This is a genomic window from Flammeovirga sp. AWQ4_249, from assembly GCF_056161045.1.
Genome location: NZ_JBSWYJ010000065.1, coordinates 1 through 21273, shown reverse-complemented (window position 1 = coordinate 21273; position 21273 = coordinate 1). Strand labels below are relative to the sequence as shown.

The window sequence follows — 21273 nt, the reverse complement described above, 5'->3', positions numbered from 1 at the left end:
GATCTTTTGAGAATTCTTCAATTTCTACACCATCTACAGCAATTGACGCTAAATTTGCATTAGTAGATAACGGAGGAACTCCTTCAGTAAGTGTTACAGTATACTCTTTTGTAGATTCGTCTTCTGCAGTTACTAAGATGGTATGAACATTATCAATAGCAGTAATTGAAACTGTTGCAGCTTCATGTTCTGCTTCTGCTGTTACTATTCCATCTGCTTCTGCAGCAATTGTAACTTCATAGGTTAATTGATCTTTTGAGAATTCTTCAATTTCTACACCATCTACTGATATAGATGCTAAGTTTGCATTATCAGATTTCAGAATAACTTTATTGACAGTATACTCCTCTGTTGTTAATCCATCTTCAGAAGTAACAGAAATAACCAGTTTAGATTCTTGATCATCTATTGCTACAACAGCATCTTTATCTTTCGCATCTACTGTAATTACATTAGGAGCATTTGTGGGTAATGAAACAGTATATTCTTTTGTTGAACTTTCAAAACCTTCAATTAGTACATCATCTAAGTAAATACCAAATAATTCAGCATTCTGACCTTTTGCTTTTCTGATAATAACATTCTCAATACCAAGATTTTTATTAACTGCTGATGTTGCTTTACTTAAACCAAAGCCCAAAGTCACACTTGCATTATATGCTTCTCCTACCACTAAAGAAGGCGAAGATGATCTAAATGTAAAAGGAACTGTAACCATTTTAATTGTATTAGCAGCATCAAAAGGAATTACCTGCATTTCATCAACTAAGATATTAGCAAATCTTCCTTCAGGCGTTGCTTCTACCTTCACAGCAATATTTGCATCTTCAGTTCTATTAGAAGCTACATAAAAAGACAATTCGTAACTTTCTCCATTCACTAGTTTAAAATCACTAGCTTCTTCCTTACTTTGTTTCAATACTTTTCCACCGTAGAAAGGGTCATTATCTGTGTTATCAGGATCAATTGCATCTGAAATAAATTGGTTAAAAAAGTACTGACCATTAATAATACCATATGCATAATCTCTTAATCTTGTAGAACCTGCATTAGATTTCCAATACATAGGATATATTTTATCTCCATCTGTCAGTGCATCATTCACTTCCTCAAAACTAGGATTAAAAGTATAAGTTCCTTGTACAGTATACGTATTTGTATTGCCATTTTCAGCTGTAACAACAATCTCTGTTTTTTCATTCTCATCTACAGGATTAACTTGAACTGTTGCAACATCAGAATTTGCTACAGCTGTAATTGTTGGATAATCTTCTCCTGCAGTTAATGTTGTGAAATAAGAAGTTGTAGAAGCATCAAATTCATCAATTGGAGTTCCGTTTATGGAGATTGATGAAAGTGTGTTGTCTGGATCTTCAGCCCCAGGTACAGATACTTCCCATATTTCAACTTCATCAATTCTAATATTAACACCTTTAGTATTATCAATAGAATTTAGATTATTAGCAAAACCAAAAGTTAAAGTAGCATTTACTTCAGTCCCCTCTGCCAGTGATGCATCATAAAAAGTAAATGATTTTACTACCTCTTGCCAAGAACTTCCAAAAGATTTAGAGTTACTATAAGTTTCTATTTCAGAAAAATAAATTGATGAAACACCTAATTCATCCTCTGTTTCTAATTTAACACCAATATTAACATCTTGTGCAACGTTAATTGCCACCCAATATCTTATTTCATATTCTGCACCATTTATTAATTTTAATTCAGAATCTGTAGATATATATTTATTACTTGCAAAAGCATTATCAACACTGTAATCTCCTTCAGATACAAAATAACCAAAGCAGGTAGCTGTTCCAACAACTCCAGATACATTAAAATCTGTTCTTAAGAAACCTGATCCAGTTCCTTTAACAAACCAATTCGCTGGTTGTGTAGCGTCATCGGCCAATGCAGTCTCAAAATTTCCATTAACTGGGTAACCTGTTGGTGTTTGTCCAAAGACAATACTTTGCAATGAAAAGAGTAAAATTATAAAATAAAAATTCTTCATACTTGTAAATTAATTGTATCAATCAAAGGAAGATTGTCAGTCAGATCCTTATATTAATTGTTTTTATTGTAGGTAAGATTCGGTTTACACATGAGATAGAAAACTTCATTTCACACCTCATCTTATTTCTTTATGATTTTAAAAGATTTATGCGTTGTTTTTAAAAGGTAAATTCCTTCTTGGCAACCCGATAAATCAACTTGTTTTCCATGTCCTGTTATTAAAAGTTCACCTAAGAGTGAATAGATTTCATAGTTTATTGATTGTGAAAAATTCACTATTCCTGATGTTGGGTTTGGATAGATTGACATCTCTATAAGCACCTCATCTACTGCTGTTACAGCATCTTCATTACATTTATTTTCAGGATCTTCTGGACATTCATCTTCTGCATCAACAATACCATCGCCGTCTGTATCTAATGCCTCTGCATATTCATAGGCACCAATATCAGGGGTATCATCTCTTTGTTTTCCTGAAAAATCATATTCCGGTAGATTGAGGTGAATCCAAGCTGCATCTATAGCAGGACTTGTTGCCTTTATTCTCAGATCATAATTTTCAGCATCCACAAATTCAGGGTCCACTAGTGTATATTGTTCTTCTGTATAATCACTTTTTCCTACAAAAAGAATATTATTTGATGCCTCAAGATTTGTCGATAAGCTTCTCTCATAAATTTTATATCCATAGTCATCCTCAAAGCGTGTCCAACTAATATTGTTATACATCTTCACATCTTTTGAACTATGGATTGTAATACCACCTGCTCTTTGTCTTCCTTTTTCCAAAGGAACACTACCATTCATATAGATTGTATTATTAGAAACAATAGCACCATCTGTTTTATGTACTACTAGGCCATTGATCCCATTCTCATAGGAAACATTGTTTGCGAAATAAAACATTCCATTGTATTGACCATTAGGGTTTTCACTTGCAGAACCAGTTCCTTGATCATTATTTCTTGTGATGTAGCAACCTGAACCATCTATGATATAATCCTGTGCTTCAGTTCCATAATCACTTCCGTCCGCTCCAGTATAATTTTTATTATAATAAGGAATTCTGTTTTCGTTATGATGCACCTTATTTCCTATAATGCGCATCTTTATCACTTTTCTTGTATCAACATCTTTTGATTGAGCGAAAACAATAGCACTTTCAGCATTAGAAGACCACCAAGTACAGTTATAAACATGATTATTTTCTATTTCACAATAATCTCCATTATTTACTCTTAATCCTGAATTTGGACAATCATGCACTTTCATATTATTGATCTTAATATGATGTCCGTTCCAAATTGCTACCCCCCTTCCTTTATAATAATTATCTTGAATAAGACGATTCTCTTCTGCTTCTGCTAAGGTTATTTTTTGATTTGGCCCCTCTATTTCTAAGCCTGAGATTTCTGTATATTGTGCATTCCCAATGATTCCTCCAGAGCCATCAAACACTAATTTAGGAGAGTGACCTTCATAATTTTTAATGGTTAACCACCCGTTAGAAAGTCCCATTTTTTCATCTTTTAATGATAAAATTGATCCGTTATTGACTCTTCCTGTATTGTAGTTTTTATTATTATAAGTACCATTCATTACAAAAATAGTATCTCCCGGATTCCATGCATTATCATATGCATATTGAAGTGTTTTGAATGGTTTTTCTGTTGATGAACCATTTTCAGTATTCAAATTATCATTTCCTGAATTAGCACTCACATACCAATTTTGTGTTTTTCTGACTTCATGTAACGTTAATGCATCAAAGTAGTATGTTCCTTGTGATGCGAACCCTATCTTAATTCTTCCTTGTACACTTTCTGTAGTAGAAGTTAATTTTGTAGTATAAGTGGTCCATTCAGTAGATGTTAGTTCTATTGTATCTGCAACATTATTTGTTTTATCGTCCATCAATGTAACCGCAATTTTACTTCCTACAGCTCCTTTTGCTGCAAAAGTTATCTTGAAGTCAATATCAATTCCTTTTGTAAAGTAGCAATCTGTTTTTTGGAACATTCTCACTTCCCATGTATTATCCTTAGTAACAACAACTTTTAAAGATCTTGCTCCATCATATTTATCATCTTGAGAGGAAACAAACTCACCAAGTTCTTGAGTTCCTGTAAACCATTCAGCACTAAAATTCTCGACCTCAAAAGAACCTATACCCAATTCATCGAGACATTGTGCAGATAATAAATGTGTAGTTAGCAATAAATAAAAAAGTAAAAGTTTCTTCATAATGTTGATTAGTTGGTATTCATTTCATCGAATAAAGAGGTTAGATCTGAATAAGATATCATAAATCAGTAGTTCAAAAAATCATGGATCTATGATATCTTATTCTTTTAAAAAGTTAAGATTTAAGCCATTCCATCAACAGTCTGAATAGTACCGTCTTCGTTATACTCAATCTCAACCATTTTGATACTTCTTAACCATGTTTTTCCTCCTGAAGGATTACTATCATGGTAGAATAAATACCATTTCCCTTGATACTCACAGATAGAATGATGTGTTGTCCACCCTACAACTGGAGTTAGAATTTCTCCTTTAAAAGTAAAAGGGCCATAAGGTGAATCTCCTACAGCATAACAGATTTTGTGTGTATTACCAGTTGAGTATGAAAAATAATATTTGCCGTTATATTTATGCATCCAAGGACCTTCAAAATATCTTCTATTATGATCCCCTGCTTTCAATGGCTCTCCACTTTCATCAAGAATTACAACATCTTTTGGTTCTTCGGCTAACCCTTTCATATCCGCAGATAACTTCACTACTTTAGCACATAAAGCATTTTCATTATCTTCTGGTTCAGCACCTACTTCAATTGCTTTATTATCTCTATAGCGTTGTAATTGACCGCCCCAAAGACCTCCAAAGTACATATAGTAATCTTCTCCATTATCATTTAAAACTGCTGGATCAATAGAATAACTACCATCAATTGGTGTAGGTTCAGGAGCAAAAGGACCTTCTGGCTTATCTGCTACCGCCACACCGATTCTAAATATGTCATTCTTATCTTTCATTGGGAAGTACAAGTAATACTTACCGTCTTTCTCAGCAGCATCTGGAGCCCAAAGTTGTCTACCTGCCCAAGGAATATCTTTTACATCTAACACATTACCGTGATCCGTTACTTCACCTTCCACATCTTCTAAAGAAAATACGTGGTAATCTTGCATATTAAAGTGATCGCCATTGTCATTTTCTTCTACTCCAGATTCAATATCATGCGATGGGTAGATATAAATTTTACCATTAAAAACATGTGCTGAAGGATCAGCTGTATACATATGATCTACTAAGTAACGTGGTGCTAATTTTGTAATTTCCATTTTTTATTTAATTGATATGTTTGTCATTTTTTAATTCTACTACTGCATTGAAAGCATCTTTTGGTTGAAGCCCTCTATCAAATAATAGTGGGTAATCCTTACGCCCTTTAATAGGCCATTTGTTTCTCCAAGAATCACCATCATTAATCCCCCAAAGTGTCACTCTAGAAATTTTATCATTATGCTTTAATGCTATCTTAAATAGATTTTTATAACGCTCTGTCAATTCTTTGTTTGCCTTTTTAGAGATTTTTTCCGGATAAGGATTATACTCCTTTTTCAACTCATAATTCTGTGATATTTCTGCTGTAATTTTATCACTTGGAAAGGGTAATACTGTAATGTCTAATTCAGTAAGCATTACTTGAACTCCTGCAGCATGAAAAGCCTCTATACTTTTTTCAAATTCTGAAAACTTTGGATAGTCTAAAGTCATGTGTGCTTGCATTCCAATAGCATCAATTCTAATATTTTTCTTTTGAAGACGCTTTACTATTTCAACAGCCATTTCTCTTTTATGAGGTTCTGCCATTGAATAATCATTGTAATATAACTCTGCATTAGGATCTGCCTCATGAGCAAATTGGAAAGCTAATTCAATATACTCATCTCCAATAATCTGCTGCCATTTTGATTTTCTCATGCCTTTATCATCAGCAATTGCTTCATTGACAACATCCCATCCATCTATTCTTCCTTTATAGCGACCAACTACCGTATAGATATGGTCTTTCATTCGCTGAATTAATGCATCTCTAGAAATTTGATCACCGTTTTCATCTTCAAACATCCAATCTGGACACTGTGAATGCCATATCAATGTATGACCAATGATAAACATGTCATTTTCTTCCGCATACTCCATAAACTTATCAGCATCTACAAAATCGTAAATTCCTGGTTTCGGATGTATTTTCTCTATTTTCATACAATTCTCAGCAACTGCACTATTGAATTGTTTTGCTGCAAAAGTGGCATTTACATTACCTTTCTTTGCTAAATACTCTGCTTTAAAAGCTGTCCCTACCAAGAAGTCATCCTTGAAAGTATCCTTAAGTGTTATATCCTGTGCAAATAAGGACGTTGAACAACCCAATAATAAAGCAGCAATTACATTTTTAATTTTATTTTTCATCACTGTTTTAGTTTAATGCCAGTTCTGACTCTTCTATAACTGATGTACCTATTTCTTTTTGCTTTCTTCTCTTCTCCAATTCTGCTTGAATCTTCATATTGAATGATTTTGTAATTGGATAAAAAACTAATGCGACAACACTAATAAAGAATGTTAAGGCAGGTAAAATACTCGCCACTAAACGAATACCATAGATAGCATCTTCTGTTTGTACCACATTTGCTTCAAAACCATAATAAGAAACGACAGCACCACATAATGCCCCCCCTAATCCTAAACCTGCTTTTAGCGCAAATACTACTCCTGAGAACACAAAGCCAGTTGCTCTCCTTGTTGTTTTCCATTCAGAGAAATCTGCAACATCACCCATCATTGCCCATAGTAATGGAATCGTTGGAGCGTAGAATAAACTCTTGAAAATATTTATTGTAAATGCTAATCCAATAGCATCTTTTGGAACAATAAAAAATAGGCCTGTAAACACTGATGTTAAGAATAAACAAACAATAAATACATTTCTCTTTCCAAATTTATTACCCAAAGGTGCAGACAAAGTAAGTACTGTGATGATCGTAATTAACTGACCAATCATATTAAAAAAGCTGAAACCTACATTAAAAGCATTGCTTCTATCTTCTAATGCAATCAGACCAAAAGTATCTAACAAACTATACCAAACACCATTGGAAGAAGAACTGTCTTCAATCAAACCAAAACCGCCTAAGAATGTAAAAATTGCATCATGGTCTAAGTAATAATCAAAGAAGTAATACATTCCTCCTCCCCATAAAGATAGTGTTGTAAAGATAAATAATGTAGTCACAAACATTGCAATCCAAGGCTTATTCGAAATCAAATCTTTGAAGTCTTGTTTTACAGATGTTTTCTCTTCTATAATTGGCTTCACCCTTTCCTTTGTTGTGGCAAAAGTGATGACAAAGAAAATAATCGCAATCAGTGAGAAAATTCCAATTGTAATTGACCACCCTAACTGATCATCTCCTTGTCCTAATTTTGCTACTAATGGTAATGTAAATCCCTGAACAATTAATGCTGCCAGCATAGCAAACACAAATCTTACAGAACCAATTTTAGTTCTTTCTTGAATATCACTTGTCATTACTCCATGTAATGCAGAGTAAGGAGTGTTATTCAACGAATAAAATGTCATCAATAATGTATAAGTAACTCCAGCATAAATAATCTTCATTTGTTCACTGAAATCTGGAGTTGTAAAAGCTAAGAAAAAGAACACGCCAAAAGGTAAAGCTGTCCATAAAACCCAAGGTCTATATTTACCCCATCTGGTTTCGGTTCTATCTGACATTATGCCTACGAATGGATCTACAAAAGCATCGATTACTCGAGCTACTAATAATATCATACCAGCTGCTGTAGCCTTAATTCCAAATACATCAGTATAAAAACCTAGTTGGAACACTAACATTATCTGAAATACAAAATTTACAGAGCAATCTCCAAGGCTGTATCCAATTTTTTCTTTTAGCGAAATCTTATTCATTTCCATTTCTTTATTATTCGAATCACTTAGTCACATTAAAAAATGTATGTGTTACAATTATCGAGTTTTTATTACCAAGACTTTATAAACAGAAATACATTTTCTATTACAATTGTCGCATGAAACAGTTGATACATCATTTATTACAGTTGATGCATCATTTATTATATTAAAAAGGCGTTTTTCATCTTGTTTTTAAAAGATTGTATATGAATCCTTTATCATTATTAATTGTACATTTACTATTTCTCTAAAGGTTCAAGCACTTCAACAATTAATGTTTTGATAATTTCTGCAGAAGAAGTTCCTATTTGAAGTTCAAATTCTCCAGTAGGAATTACATAGGTATTCTTATTAACATTCTAATATCTTAATACCTTTTCTGAAATAGACATTCTACTAATCACATCAGTTACTTTTTCATCTACGGAATAACTTGAGTTGGTATAGATAATAGGAGTTGAAACTTCAGGAATATTAGAAAAAAGTGCATCATCACGATTGATAAAATCATCTGTTTTAGCACATGCTATAACATTTCCTTTTTTATCTTTGATACGAATAGCATGAAAATTTACATTATCTTGAGTAGATTCTAACCTTATGGCAAGAGGACCATTAATATTATCATCCTTATGATGAAAAGTGCCTGTGATAATATGTTCTTTAAAAGTTCCTGCTTCAGCAACAATATCATAATCCTTATACATTAATTGCCCATCTGCAAAGACATTAAATTTTCGTTGATTAGGTGCTTTAAAATGTACTTCAGCTACAAAAATTTCAAACTGATATTTTCCATCATGAAGCCCTTCTACCCAAGTAGACATTCGTCTTCGGTATAATATTCTGGTTCAGTTTTACTTTGAATTTGATCAATATTTTTTGTTTTGTGATGTTTCAAACCTCCTTGAAGATAAATTTGAAGGCCACAAGTTGTACTGCCAACTTCCACTCCTTTTTGAGCTAAAGTTATAATTGTTATTAGTAATAGATATGTAAAAAAAATTTCATAGAATTAATAAAAAAAGTTTTGGTTTGTTGACTATTGTTTTCTGTCAGTCAATCTGATAAACCTTGTTTATTCTATCTTAAATAGAGCAAACAATATGAAATATGTTTCATACAATCAACGTACACTATACTTATAAAAAAAGGTTACTTCTGCAATGCAAAAGCAACCTAAGTCTTGGTTTAGGATAGAGTATTTTTATTATTTACCACACATAAGGTTCTGCAACTCCTACTGGACGTTTGTTCTTTTCTATTTCAATATTGTGAGCATTAATTGCAGCTTTTAATTCTTGTACTATTTCAGGATTTTGATCTGCAACATTTGTTCTTTCTTTTAAATCAGTTGATACATCATAAAGGGAAAGTTCTAATTTCTTCCAAGCTTCCTTTCCTTTCATTCCATCATGCCCTTCTGCTCCATCGGCAATAAAAATATACTTGTGGGGAATATGAAGTTTCCATTTTCCTTTTCTTACAGCAACTGCTTTACCGTTACCAAAGAATTGATATTCTCTGCCCTTTTCTTTTTCATCAAACATCATATTTGATATATCTATTCCATCCATTTTACTTTCAGGTAATTCAGAACCTGATAAATTAGCAAAAGTAGGTAAGATATCTATCACTCCTGAGATATTACTATTCACTTTATCTTCTGGTACTTTACCTTTCCATGAAACTATGAACGGAACACGTTGACCGCCTTCAAAATTAGAATGTTTTCCATTAAAAAACGGTTCTGGAGACCCTCCGTGATTTCCATATAACAACCATGGGCCATTATCAGAAGTAAATACAATAATTGTGTTTTCTAACATGTCCATATCTTTTACTTTTTGAACGATCTGCCCTACTGACCAATCTAATTCTTTAATAGCATCAGCATACATGCCTTTACCAGTTATACCATCAAATTCTTTTGAAACATGTAATGGAATATGTGGCATCGGATGAGCGACATATAAAAAGAAAGGCTTGTTTTTATTTTCTTCCATAAAATCAATTGCTCTTTCTGTTAAGTCTTTTGTAACATTTGTCAAATCTGGATTATACTCCAATACCTTTTCATTTTCCATCCATGGCATATCAGGAAAAGTTTTATTCACATTAGGGTTCATATCATGTGAATAAGGAGTTCCATAGAAATAATCAAACCCCTGATTAGTAGGAAGGTGTTTATGATGATGACCTAAATGCCATTTGCCAAAAAGTGCAGTTTTATATCCTCCATTTTTTAATACCTCAGCTATTGTTGTTTCTTTTTCATTAAGTCCTTTATCGGCTTTATCTAACGTCCAAGCTGGACCAGAAGGGGCTACTACCATATTCAAACCAACTCTATAAGGATATGCACCTGTCATTAATGATGCTCTTGTAGCAGTACAAGAAGGTTGTACATAATAGTCAGAAAAACTCATTCCTTTTTTCGCTAATTGATCTATGTTAGGTGTTGCATACCCTTTTTGACCAAAAGCACTTATGTCTCCATATCCCATATCATCTGCCATAATATAAATGATATTAGGTTTAGTCTGCTTCTTCTTTTTACTGAAAGAGAAGAAAGAAAAAAGAGTACCTGCTGCTACAATTATTAAAAAAAATATCTTTCTCATTTCATTTCTATTTTATGTTCTATTTATGGACTAAAAGTATTGCTGTTTATTCTTAAACACTGTAATTATTGAAGCATTTGTTATAACAGTTGATGAGAGCAAACAAAAAATATAATTATCTTTTAAATGAAATCATTCCACTCATAAGTAAATTATTTACTCTGTTTGATCGGATAAACAGCTTTACTAGGCACTGCAATCATAGTTTTTTCCGATAAGAATTTATGCTCTACTAAAAAGTCATCAGAGGCTTGAAGAGTATCAAAGTACCATTTACATATTGTTCCTTTAGGGTAACCTTGCTTTGTTCCATATCCATAATTAAAGAAAGAATGCTCAGCCCCTTTATAAACAATTGTTTTTACATCTACCTTTTCTTTTTGTGCATTCAACTCAAACTCTTCTACCACTTCTACTGAAACAATATTATCCTTATCCCCTAACATTACTAATGTTGTAGGTAATTTAGAGTTTACATTTTGAAGTGGATCAAAAGATACTAAATTTATATTTTTAGCTTCCAATTCCTTTTTTACTAAGCTATGCGAATACCCTTTTTTCCCTATATCCAAAACAGGGTTTAGCAGAATTAATAAATCCGGATGATAATCTTTCATAGAAATAGAAGAAGATAATGGCTCTATAAAAGTCAATGAAGTTGCTAAATGCCCTCCTGCTGAACCTCCTCCAACTGCAATCTTATTTTTAGAAATGCCAAAATCACTTGCATGTTTACGAATGTAAGCTACAGCTTCTTGGGTATCTTCTACCGCTTCATAAATAGTTGTATTATTTCTTTTTCTCACTCTATATTCAGGACAAATCACAACTAACCCTCTATCCATAAAGTGTTTAGCTTGCTTATAAAAAAAACCTGGCTTCCCTGTATTCCATCCACCTCCATGAATTAATACAATAGCTGCTTTTGATTTGTCGTGATTTTCAGGTTTGAATACATGTAACGACAACTTCACATCATCTACTTGTTTATAAACAACTTTTTCAGTTGGAGTGATCTTTTGTGCGAAAATTGGGAACGAAAGGAGTAATAATAAATGCAATAATATTCTTTTCATCATCTTAAATCTTGAGAGTTTATTGTAAAAAAATAGCATCAGGCAAAACACCTGATGCCATATGTATAGCTTTGTTTTTAATTTATAATAAGTGACTTAATATTATAATGCTGCTAACTCTTCTGTCATTTCTGCATGTTTTGACATCACCCATTCTTTCACTTTCTCTGGTGTAAAGCCAAATTTATCATCTAAAACACTTGCAGGTGCTGAAAATCCAAAATGAGACAAGCCATGTACATTATCAATATCCACAAGCCCTGCTAAAGTAATAGGTAAACCAGCTGTAAGTCCATAAGAAGGAATCGACTTGTCAATTACTTCATTTTGATATGCTTTTTCTTGGTCTCTAAATAAACCTTCTGAAGGAACAGAAACTACCTTTACATTCAACCCTTGTTCTTTATGTAAAAGGTGAGCAACTGAGGCTAATGTAGAAACTTCTGAACCATTAGCAATTAACTGAAGATCTGGTTCTCCACCTAAATGTAAAGCTGTATACCCCCCTTTTGCAACTAAATTGGCATCTTCCAAACGTTGTTCTTCAGCAGTAAATGCTGGTATATTTTGACGAGAGAAAATTAGACCTACAGGACGGTCTGCACTTTCTACAGCTAACTTCCATGCATTAGTTGTCTCATAAGCATCCGCCGGACGAAGTGCTAAGAAACTTCTTTGACCATGGTGATTTTTAAGTTGTTCTAATAATCTCAGTTGAGCTTCTTGTTCAATTGGTTGATGTGTAGGGCCATCTTCTCCAACTCTGAATGAATCATGAGTCCACATAAAAATCACAGGTGTTTGCATCAACGAAGCGATTCTCATTACAGGCTTCATGTAATCTGAGAAAACAAAGAATGTAGCACAAACTGGAATTACACCACCATGTAATCCCATTCCTACAGCAATTGCAGCCATTGTTAATTCAGATACACCTGCTTGGAAAAATGCTCCTTTAAAGTCTCCTTTTTTGAAAGCTGTTGTTTTCTTTAAGAATGCCTCAGTCTTATCTGAATCTGCTAAATCAGCAGAAGCTACAATCATATTCTCAACACGGGTAGCCAAATGAGCTAATACTTTACCTGATGCAGCACGAGTAGCCACTCCTTCTGATTGAGTAATATTTGCCCAATCAACTTGTGTGTTTTTTCTATCATAGAATGAAGCTAACTTTTCTGCAAGAGTTGGATAGCTTTCCTTCCATTCTGCTTCCAATGTCTTTGCTTCATCAGCTTGCTTTTGTTTTTCCTCAATTACTTTTGCATAATGAGCTTTTACATCATCAAAAACTTTAAATGGATCCTCAGGATTTCCTCCCAACGTTTTGATAGTATCTGCAAAACTTGCTCCTGAATTAGATAAAGGTTGCCCATGTGTTGAACACTTACCTTCAAAGCTATTACCATCAGCATCAATAGCACCTTTACCCATAATTGTCTTACCGATAATTAGGGTTGGACGTTCTTTTTCTGCGTTTGCTTCAACTAAAGCTTTTCTAATTGCTACTGGGTCATTACCATTAATTATAATAACATTCCAATGCCAAGCTTCATATTTCTTAGCTGTATCTTCAGTAGTAACTTCCTCTACTGTTGTAGAAAGTTGAATATCATTTGCATCATAGAACATGATTAGGTTACTTAAACCTAAATGCCCTGCTATTCTACCTGCTCCTTGAGAAATTTCTTCTTGAATTCCTCCATCAGAAATATAAGCATATGTTTTATGCTCAACTGTTTTGCCAAAACGGCTTGATAAAAAACGTTCTGAAATAGCAGATCCAACAGCAAATACATGTCCCTGACCTAACGGTCCTGAAGTGTTTTCAATCATTCTTTGAACATCCACTTCTGGGTGACCTGAAGTTGGGCTATCCCATTGCCTGAATTGTTTTAATTCTTCCATAGAGAAGCAATCCAATAATGACAACTGACCGTACAACATTGCTGACATATGTCCAGGGTCTAGAAAAAAACGATCTCTTGCATGCCAAGAAGGATCTTTTGGATCAAATTTTAAAAACTCGCTATATAAAATTTGAATAAAATCAGCTCCACCCATTGCACCTCCTGGATGACCTGATTTTGCTTTTTCTACCATTGCAGCAGCTAATATTCTAATATTATCAGCTGCTAAAGTATTGATATCTTTCATTGTTTTGTTATCTAAATATTTATTTTGAACACCGTCACACATTATGATAAATGAAAAAAGAGATAGTAACAACTACCTCTTTTCTCTATGCCTTATTATTATACTAATTCAGTTTCCTCTTGCATAGTTTTCGCTGCTTCAATAAACTGTGCTAAGCCTTTATCTGTTAAAGGATGGTTTAATAAAGCTTCAAATACTGAAAGTGGACAAGTTGCCACATCTGCACCTACTTTTGCACACTTTAAAAGGTGCATTGTATGACGTACAGAAGCTGCCAGAATCTCTGTATTCAATGTAGGATATTGATTAAAAATATCTTTAATTTCTTCAATCAATAACATACCATCTTGTGATACATCATCTAAACGGCCAATGAAGGGAGAAACATAAGTAGCCCCTGCTTTAGCAGCTAATAATGCTTGTCCTGCAGAAAAGATTAATGTACAGTTTGTACGAATTCCTTTTTTTGCAAAATGTTTGATTGCCTTCAAACCATCTTTGATCATAGGGATTTTCACTACGATTTTAGGAGAAATTGCAGCTAATTCTTCACCTTCTTTAATCATTCCTTCCAAATCAGTTGACAACACTTCTGCACTTACCATATCATCCACTAGGTCACAGATTTTAGCGTAATGTGCTTTAATATTATCATTTCCTACAATATTTTCCTTCGCCATTAATGATGGGTTGGTTGTTACACCATCTAAAATACCCATGTCATAAGCTTGAGCAATATCTTCTAAATTTGCTGTATCAATAAAGAATTTCATAATTGTCTGTTTTTTTATTAGTTGATTTTATATCGTTTATACCATTTCTGGCTCTTTTTCAATGATTTTAAGAAGCATTTCTTTCCATACTTTATATGCTTCTTTTGTAGCTTCCGTTTCTTCTTTGTTTGGTTGAATGACTTCAATCACATTCAATGATTTAAAAGCTTCTTCAAACGAAGAAAAATGTTTCACTCCTACTGCCGCTCCAGTTGCGGCACCTCTTGCACCATCAGTATCTAACAATTCAATTGGAGCTCCACTAACATTAGCCAATGTTTGTCTAAATAAAGGACTTAAAAACATATTTGCATGTCCTGCTCTAATCACCGCAGGCTTTAAACCCATATCTTGCATTACCTCAATGCCATATTGGAAAGAAAATACAATCCCTTCCTGTGTTGCACGGATCATATCATTTGTCGTATGTCTATTGAAATCAAGATTTAGGTAATGTGCACCAATATTTTTATTTTCAAGAACACGTTCAGCACCATTTCCAAATGGTAAATAGGCAACGCCTTTTGCTCCAATTGGAGATTGAGTAGCAGCATCATTCATGGCTTTATAATCCATGTTAGATGCAATATTTTTTTGAAGCCAAGAATTTGCAATACCTGTACCATTGATACACAATAACACTCCTAAACGCTGTGTTTCTTCTGTATGATTTACATGAGCGAAAGGATTTACTCTTGATTTAGGGTCACATTTTGCTTCATCCGTCACACCATAAACCACACCTGATGTACCACCTGTGGCAGCAATCTCCCCCGGATTAACCACATTCAATGAAAACGCATTATTAGGTTGATCTCCAGCTTTATAAGTAATTGGAATACCTGCTTTAATACCCAACTCCTTTGCAATTTGCTCCGTTACGACACCATGGTTCGTAAATACTTCTTTGTAATCTGCTACAAGGTTGAATGGAATACCATAATGCTCTAACAGTTCAGTATTTAATCTATTGTGCTTAAAGTTCCAAAGAATACCTTCTGACAAGCCTGTGATAGTAGTATTAATATCACCCGTTAATTTCATTCCAATGAAATCACCTGGAAGCATAAATTTATGAACCTTAGCAAAGTTTTCTGGTTCATTCTCTTTAACCCACTTTAACTTTGATGCTGTAAAGTTGCCAGGGGAATTCATGAATTGCGTCAAACAATTTGATTCACCTATTGCTTCAAATGCTTCTTGCCCAATCTCTACTGCTCTACTGTCACACCAAATGATTGAAGGACGAATCACTTCTTTATTTTCATCTACAGTAACTAAACCATGCATTTGATAAGTAATACCAATGGCACCTAATTCTTCACCTTTAAAAGCTGGATTTTGTTGTAATATACTTAACCCATTCTTAATAGCATCCCACCACATTTCTGGATCCTGTTCAGCAAAACCTGGCTCCGGGGCATTGATTGGCATTTCTTTATCAGGATATTGAGCCGAAGCGACTACTTTTCCTTCTTCATCAATCGCAGAAACCTTCACAGAAGAGCTTCCGATATCTAAACCTAAAAATTGCATTGTCTTAAATATTTTTGATAGCTACATGCTATTGTTATTACTAAATTCTTATCTGAAAAGTGTTTCCATTTCTTCTAAAGATTTCCCTTTTGTTTCAGGTACAAACTTCCATACAAAGAAGATAGTAGCAAGACACATTAAACCGTAAACCCAGAAAGGGAATGCTCCTTGATATGTATTAAATAGATAATCATTATCCATCATCATTGGAAAAGTCTGAGAAACAATAAAATTGAAAATCCACTGGAAAGCGACTGCTATTGATAGACCAACTCCTCTAACTGCATTTGGAATTATTTCTGATAATAAAACCCATGTTACAGGTCCTAATGAAAGAGCAAAACATGCTATGTATCCTAACACAAAGAACAATAACCAAACATCAGTATTACCAAAATAAGCAGCTGTTCCAATCGCTGTAATACAAACTCCCATTCCTAATGAACCAATCAACATTAATGGTTTTCTACCAAATCTATCCACAGAGAAAATAGCTATTACTGTGAAAACTAAGTTTACTGCACCTACAACAATTGTTTGTAATAACGCTGTATCTGTATTACCTCCTCCAAGTTTCTTGAAAATCTCAGGTGCATAGTACAAGAATACATTGATACCTGTTACTTGTTGGAATACTGATAACATCACCCCGATAAATACAATTAATGTATAAGGCTTTTGGAACACACTTGCTTTTAACTCATTAGCAGAAGCATGTAAGGATAATTTTATATCGTTTAATGACAAGGTAGGATTTTCAGAAATATGGGATAACACCTCCATCGCTTCCTCATCTTTATTTTTATAAGCCAACCAACGTGGGCTTTCTGGTACTAAGAATAATAATGCCGTAAAAGATAAAGCTGGAATACATTCTGATGCAAACATCCATCTCCAACCTATGTTGTCAATCCAACTTGTATCTCCTAAACTTGCGATATAATAGTTCACAAAGTAAACTACCAACATACCAAAGATGATCGCAAATTGATTACATGAAACTAATCTTCCTCTATAGGCTGAAGGAGCAATTTCTGCGATATACATAGGAGATAACATAGATGCTATTCCTACACCAACACCTCCTATTATTCTGTAAATAACAAATGTTGTAAACGCTTCTGGTATGGCAGAACCAACAGCAGATATAAAGAATAAAACACCTGCTATTATTAATGATTTTTTTCGTCCTAGTTTTGTAGCTAATTGCCCTGCCACTGCAGAACCTCCAATACAACCAATTAAAGCACTAGATGCTGCCCATCCTTTTTCTACAGCACTTAGTCCAAAAAATGTTTCTAAAGAGCCAATTGCTCCAGAGATCACAGCTGTATCATATCCAAATAATAATCCTCCAAGTGCCGCAACTAAAGTTACTTTTAATACAAAAGAAAAATCTACCTGACCTTGTTTTTGTTGGCTACTAACATTTTCTTTTAGAGTAATATCTTTCATTTCAATTCGTACTTTAATTTGCTTAATGAGAGTGTAAGTGATAGTAGAATAATTAAAAAAATGTGGAGCTGACACAATAATTCATCTTGTGTCAGCAAACCACTATTATTATCTATCTGATTAGATATACATGTTAATTAGATTCTCAAGGTATTCTTGTCTACCTGAAGTAGGAACTGGCTCACCTGTTTTGATAGCGATGTTACGAAGGTCTTCTAATGATAATTTACCATCTTCGAATAATTTACCTTCTCCACCATCAAATGAAGCATAACGATCTGTTCTGATTTTATTGTATTCAGAATTTTCTAAAATATCGTTAGCGATTAATAATGCTCTAGCAAATAAATCCATACCACCGATGTGAGCATAGAACATATCAACTAAATCAGTTGAGTTTCTTCTCATTTTAGCATCGAAGTTGATACCACCACCTTGGAAACCACCGCCAGGAAGAATGATTAACATTGCTTCTACGATTTCATAAAGGTTATTAGGGAATTGATCTGTATCCCATCCGTTTTGGTAGTCACCACGGTTAGCATCAATCGAACCTAGTTTACCTGCATCAACTGCTACTTGTAACTCGTGAGTGAATGTATGGTTAGCTAATGTTGCATGGTTTACTTCTAAGTTTAATTTGAAGTCATCTGCAAGGTTATGCTTTTCTAAGAAACCTAATACAGTTGCTGAATCAAAGTCATATTGATGTTTCGTTGGTTCAGCTGGCTTAGGCTCAATAAAGAAGTTACCTTTAAAACCTTGCTTACGAGCATAATCTCTTGCCATTGTTAAAAAACGAGCCATGTGCTCTTGCTCACGTTTCATATCCGTGTTCAATAAGCTCATATATCCTTCTCTACCACCCCAGAATACGTAGTTCTCACCACCTAAAGCGATTGTTGCATCTAATGCATTTTTTACTTGAGTACCTGCATGAGCTACTACTGAAAAATCAGGGTTAGTAGAAGCTCCATTCATATAACGAGGGTTAGAAAATGCATTTGCAGTACCCCATAATAATTTTACTCCTGAAGCTTCTTGCTTTTGTTTAGCGTAATCAACAATTGCTGAAAGTCTTTTTTCTGATTCTAAAACTGTCGCACCTTCGTCCACTAAATCAAAATCATGGAAACAGTAATAAGGAAGACCTAGTTTTGTGAAAAATTCAAAAGCAAAATCCATTTTCATTTTTGCTTTCTCTACCGCATCACACACATTAGCATATGGAAAATCACGAGTACCAGGACCGAATGGATCACTACCTTCACCACACATGTTATGCCAGTATGCACCTGCAAATTTAAAGTGCTCTTTCATTGTTTTACCAGCGATAACTCTGTTCTCATCATAGTAGCGGAATGCTAATGGATTTTTTGATTCTGGACCTTCAAATTGAATTTTTCCGATACCTTGGAAGAATTCTTTTTCTCCTAATACTACTTTTTGTTCTGCTGTTTCTAACATGTCTTTGTTGTTTTAAATCTATATCTTAAAAATTTCTTTACCCCAATAAAGGAGTGTTTTCTTTTTTGAATTGTCTTGATAACACTTGCTAGTTAGAAACTATACCTATCTGATGTCAAATTTCAGTAGTAAAAAATGAAATGAAACCGTGTTCGCAACCGCTCCCGATACAATTTTCAGTACCAAAAACAGAGTTTTTTATTGTTTTTATAGAAAAATGAAAGACTATAAATCTTCTTAAAAAGACCCTGTTTTATTAAAAATTACAAACACATACGAAATGTACTTTTAATAGAAAAATAAAAAGTCCCGTACCTTCTTCTCCTGAGAGATTAAGTACGAGACCTATTACTGACTTCCTATCCTTTAATAAGGAGAAGAAGTTATATTTTAGTAAAAGTAAATTCACCTGCATTTGTAATCTTAATAAATTACCTGCTTGATCATTCACTGGGTTTTGAGAATCAATATATGTTCTATCTGCAATCACATACATTGCTACAAATTCAAATGCTCTATTTGGCTGCCACTCAACTCCAATTTTGTTTTTGAACAATTTTGGTGAGACTTTAAAGATAGTCTTACCTTTTTCTATTGCCTAAAATTGGTTGCAACTGTTTCTAGAATCTAAGCTTAATAAAGAAGATGAATAACCCTGTAATGATATTTGTGATAAATACCGATAGGGTTGCTGCTCGTTTATTTAATTTCAATATTTCTGCCATCGTGATCGTTACGATAAGTTGGAAACCAGAGATAGGAAGCATTCCTACAAAAGATCCAACAGCAAATCCTTTTGCAATAGCTTGAGGATCATCATTTATCAGAAATATTTCTTTTATAAAATTGTTGAGCTTTTTCATGATCGTTATTCAATTAGATGTAAATGTTAAGATTGATATTATCAGGCTACCGATATAAATTTAGCGATGACAACCATGTTAAATATTAAGTGTTTTATTTTCTTTTGTTATTCAATTTTACGCCTTCTTTGCAGGAGTGTTAGTTAGCTTATCTTGAATTGTCGTATTAGATTTTGAATTGTAGAAAAAATAAGTTGAATTGTTGAGAGTAGATTCCGAGTATTTAACTTACTTATATACAGTGCTGTATGATTTCTTATAGTACTTAATAATAGACTATTGCCACCATGACTTCTGTTGCAAAAAACAGTATAGCCGTTTACCATTTCATTAATAGTACAGGAAAGATTAATGGACTTATGATGAACTTAAGGAATAAAAAGTAAAGCAAAAAAAAGAGGCTGTTTCATAAACTAATTATGAAATGCCTCATCTTAAATTGTGGTAATAAATTATTTGATGCTTGTTGATGATACCGATATTAATCAATTAAAGGGTAACTTTCCCATGGTTTAAGACTATTTAATGCCAGAACTATTTGGCAACCCAACAAAGCGTATTTATCATTAACAATATTACATAGTGGAGATTCATCTCTCATTTTATCATACGCTCTATTCCTTTCAATGTATTTGATTATTTCAAGATGGTTCTGTAAATATTCATCTTGTATTCTTTCAATTTTATCAAAATCATTATTTAAACAGGCAATTGTATATACTTCAATTGTATCATGCATAGACTTACATTTTGATAGACCCAGTTGGTAATCCTTTTTCAATGCTAATTGATAAAAATCCGTATTTGGTGAATTGAATAAATTAAGGTATGTCTCCTGTGACTCAATTTTATATTTCTTCTTCAGATATTCTACATCTGGATATTCAAAAGTTTCAATAACTAATTCTTTTTGGAAGCCTATCGAAATATCAACTTTAATAGTATTCAACAAAGTATAAATTTTTTTATATAAGTTTTCGAACCCTAATAAGTAACATACTTCAAATAAAATTTCTAAATCTTGCCTTGAAATCCAATGTATACTTGTATCAATTGTATTTTGAATATTTTCTAATTCATTATTTAGAATTTCTTCTTGATCTATCATTTTATTAGTTTGTTAATTTTATGATTAGCTTACAAAATATACTATTACAAATTTCCGACTTTAAAAGGGGTATCAACATTTTCAAAATGATCTTTAATTTTTAGTCAATAGCGTCCTAAACGTTTAAAAAAGTGTGAGAAAAGTTTAAGTATCTCAATTAACTTTGAGTTGCATAAAAAAAACATATTCTCACA

16 protein-coding genes are annotated in these 21273 nt (G+C 33.3%); all 16 read right to left on the bottom strand.

The features are described from left to right. A partial coding sequence (locus ACXAHM_RS24840) for a hypothetical protein (RefSeq protein WP_474966474.1) occupies positions 1–2014 on the bottom strand: 2014 nt, incomplete at its 3' end. Positions 2015–2136: 122 nt separating this feature from the next. Then, on the bottom strand, positions 2137–4260 hold the full coding sequence (locus ACXAHM_RS24835) for a T9SS type A sorting domain-containing protein (RefSeq protein WP_474966472.1): 2124 nt from the start codon (positions 4258–4260) through the stop codon (positions 2137–2139). Positions 4261–4382: 122 nt separating this feature from the next. Then, positions 4383–5363, bottom strand: a complete 981-nt coding sequence (locus ACXAHM_RS24830; protein ID WP_474966470.1) for a glycoside hydrolase family 43 protein — start codon at positions 5361–5363, stop codon at positions 4383–4385. A gap of 7 nt (positions 5364–5370) precedes the next feature. Then, a complete protein-coding gene (locus tag ACXAHM_RS24825; protein WP_474966468.1) occupies positions 5371–6498 on the bottom strand; it encodes an endo-1,4-beta-xylanase in 1128 nt (375 codons plus the stop codon). A gap of 7 nt (positions 6499–6505) precedes the next feature. Then, positions 6506–8020 carry an MFS transporter gene (locus ACXAHM_RS24820; RefSeq protein ID WP_474966466.1) on the bottom strand — a complete coding sequence of 505 codons (1515 nt, stop codon included), beginning with the start codon at positions 8018–8020 and terminating at the stop codon, positions 6506–6508. Between the two features lie 362 nt (positions 8021–8382). Beyond that, positions 8383–8850, bottom strand: coding sequence for a malectin domain-containing carbohydrate-binding protein (locus ACXAHM_RS24815; RefSeq protein WP_474966463.1), 468 nt, complete (start codon positions 8848–8850; stop codon positions 8383–8385). A gap of 387 nt (positions 8851–9237) precedes the next feature. Next, the gene (locus tag ACXAHM_RS24810) at positions 9238–10647 is read right to left on the bottom strand and encodes a sulfatase family protein (protein WP_474966461.1); all 1410 of its coding nucleotides are present in this window, start codon (positions 10645–10647) and stop codon (positions 9238–9240) included. A gap of 152 nt (positions 10648–10799) precedes the next feature. Then, positions 10800–11726: an alpha/beta hydrolase gene (locus ACXAHM_RS24805; protein WP_474966459.1), complete on the bottom strand. Its 927-nt coding sequence runs from the start codon at positions 11724–11726 to the stop codon at positions 10800–10802. A 99-nt stretch (positions 11727–11825) separates the two neighbouring features. After that, entirely contained in the window at positions 11826–13877 is a 2052-nt protein-coding gene (locus ACXAHM_RS24800) for a transketolase family protein (protein WP_474966457.1), read from the bottom strand. 98 nt (positions 13878–13975) lie between these two features. Then, positions 13976–14650, bottom strand: coding sequence for a fructose-6-phosphate aldolase (gene fsa, locus ACXAHM_RS24795; RefSeq protein WP_474966455.1), 675 nt, complete (start codon positions 14648–14650; stop codon positions 13976–13978). A 36-nt stretch (positions 14651–14686) separates the two neighbouring features. Next, positions 14687–16186, bottom strand: a complete 1500-nt coding sequence (locus tag ACXAHM_RS24790) for a xylulokinase (protein ID WP_474966453.1) — start codon at positions 16184–16186, stop codon at positions 14687–14689. Positions 16187–16234: 48 nt separating this feature from the next. After that, positions 16235–17716 carry a sugar porter family MFS transporter gene (locus ACXAHM_RS24785; protein WP_474966451.1) on the bottom strand — a complete coding sequence of 494 codons (1482 nt, stop codon included), beginning with the start codon at positions 17714–17716 and terminating at the stop codon, positions 16235–16237. Between the two features lie 45 nt (positions 17717–17761). Beyond that, positions 17762–19108 carry a xylose isomerase gene (gene xylA, locus ACXAHM_RS24780; protein ID WP_474966449.1) on the bottom strand — a complete coding sequence of 449 codons (1347 nt, stop codon included), beginning with the start codon at positions 19106–19108 and terminating at the stop codon, positions 17762–17764. Between the two features lie 256 nt (positions 19109–19364). Then, a complete protein-coding gene (locus ACXAHM_RS24775; RefSeq protein ID WP_474966447.1) occupies positions 19365–19664 on the bottom strand; it encodes a porin in 300 nt (99 codons plus the stop codon). A 64-nt stretch (positions 19665–19728) separates the two neighbouring features. After that, positions 19729–19971 carry a DUF2062 domain-containing protein gene (locus ACXAHM_RS24770; RefSeq protein WP_474966445.1) on the bottom strand — a complete coding sequence of 81 codons (243 nt, stop codon included), beginning with the start codon at positions 19969–19971 and terminating at the stop codon, positions 19729–19731. Between the two features lie 481 nt (positions 19972–20452). Further along, a complete protein-coding gene (locus ACXAHM_RS24765) occupies positions 20453–21079 on the bottom strand; it encodes a hypothetical protein (RefSeq protein WP_474966443.1) in 627 nt (208 codons plus the stop codon). Positions 21080–21273 lie beyond the last annotated feature (194 nt).